Origin of the sequence: Microcoleus sp. C2D2 (assembly GCF_036702495.1) — a bacterium.
Lineage (GTDB): Bacteria > Cyanobacteriota > Cyanobacteriia > Cyanobacteriales > Microcoleaceae > Microcoleus.
Map to the genome: position 1 here is coordinate 1 of NZ_JAUBTO010000386.1, position 1,467 is coordinate 1,467.

Consider the following 1,467-nt stretch of genomic DNA (forward strand, 5'->3'; position numbering starts at 1 on the left):
AGATGGCGCTTCATTTGGGAGTTCGCTATATCTATGAAGAGGAGTCGTCTAGGAAGTCCGAACAGGATGAGCCTGTTGTGCAACTGACTCCTGAGTCGCTGTCTGTGTTGCCGAGGGAGTCGATTGAGAAGCTTTATAAAGCAGCCGCTTGTGGAGACGAGCAAGCAGTAAGGCTGTTGATTGAGCGAATGGAGCTGTCGCAGAAGCAAATTGCTCTGGCTTTGACTAAATTAGTTGACAATATGAGCTTAGATATTATCAGCGATTTAACTCAACACTAGCTTTAAATGATAACTGCGATCGCAGTTAGTTATCAGACGCGGTTCTCAAAGTTCTTTCTAGGATTAGTCTACAATAAGCCGCAGTCCACTAATATTGTTTAATCAACACGTGGAGAGAGCGTGCTTAAAAATAGATGAGCAAAATTATTGCGCTGTTCAACCAGTCAGGCGGTGTCTCCAAAACCAGTTTGACAATGAATTTAGGCTACCATTTAGCCAAGCGGAAGCAAAAAGTCTTGTTAGTAGATATGGACCCCCAAGCCTCACTTACCGCCTTCATGGGCTTGGAGCCATCTGAGTTACAAGAGACTGTCTACGAGTCCATTATGAACGGTTCTGACGCGGCGCTCCGCAAAAACCTTCACAACATGGACTTGCTCCCTTCTAATATTAATTTGAGCGGAGCAGAGCTGGAACTGGTGGTGGCTGACATGAGAGATAGTCGGCTAAAAGAAGTCATTGACCCCCTGAGCTCGCACTATAACTTCATATTGATCGACTGCCCTCCCTCGCTCGGCATCCTATCCTATATCAGTCTAGTTGCCTCCACTCACGTCTTAATTCCGATTCAGACTGAATATAAAGCTCTCAAAGGAACTGAATTGCTGTTGCAAACCATTGCTCGCGTCAGGAAACGCGCCAATCGTTCATTGCAGATTGCTGGAGTGATTCCGACGCTGTACGATACCCGTACTGTACAGGCCTTTCAAAGTTTGCAGTCAATTACTACTTCTCTGGAGAAGATTGGTGCGATTTACCCCCCTGTGCCTCGGACTGTGGCTTTTGCCGATGCGTCACAGCAACACGTACCTCTGGCCGTGTACAATCCAAAACATCCAGCCGTCGCCGTACTCGATACTATTGCACAAGGACTCTTAGCTCTGCGATGAATCAAAAGCGCGACAGTCAGCCTTATCAAATCAAAGGGGTTGAGGCTTTATTAGGAACCAGCGACAGCGCAGATGCCGCATCCGAACTTGTCTCAATACACAAAATTGTCTTGCCAGCGCAGCAACCCCGTCGCTATTTCGAGCCGACAGCTATGCAAGAACTGGTGGAGTCCGTCAAGCAGTTAGGAATTCTGCAACCGATCCTGGTACGCCCCATAGATCAATGGCACTGAAAAAGGCTTAATCACGCCCGCAGTTTAGCTTTCAAGACAGAGCGAGGTTCCTGCATTCGAGGA

2 protein-coding genes and 1 pseudogene are annotated in these 1,467 nt (G+C 47.5%); all 3 read left to right on the forward strand.

All coding sequences use genetic code 11. The annotated features are described in order from the left end of the window. Positions 1-281: pseudogene (locus QUB61_RS39390) on the forward strand (ATP-binding protein); the annotation flags it as partial. Between the two features lie 134 nt (positions 282-415). Further along, entirely contained in the window at positions 416-1,171 is a 756-nt protein-coding gene (locus QUB61_RS39395; RefSeq protein ID WP_333136903.1) for a ParA family protein, read from the forward strand. Then, on the forward strand, positions 1,168-1,404 hold the full coding sequence (locus QUB61_RS39400; protein ID WP_333136905.1) for a ParB N-terminal domain-containing protein: 237 nt from the start codon (positions 1,168-1,170) through the stop codon (positions 1,402-1,404). Before QUB61_RS39395 ends, QUB61_RS39400 begins: the two co-directional genes overlap by 4 nt. Positions 1,405-1,467: the final 63 nt, after the last annotated feature.

Coding starts and splice junctions, on each gene's coding strand:
- QUB61_RS39395 (WP_333136903.1), top strand. CDS start 416: ATGAGCAAAATTATTGCGCTGTTCAACCAGTCAGGCGGTGTCTCCAAA.
- QUB61_RS39400 (WP_333136905.1), top strand. CDS start 1,168: ATGAATCAAAAGCGCGACAGTCAGCCTTATCAAATCAAAGGGGTTGAG.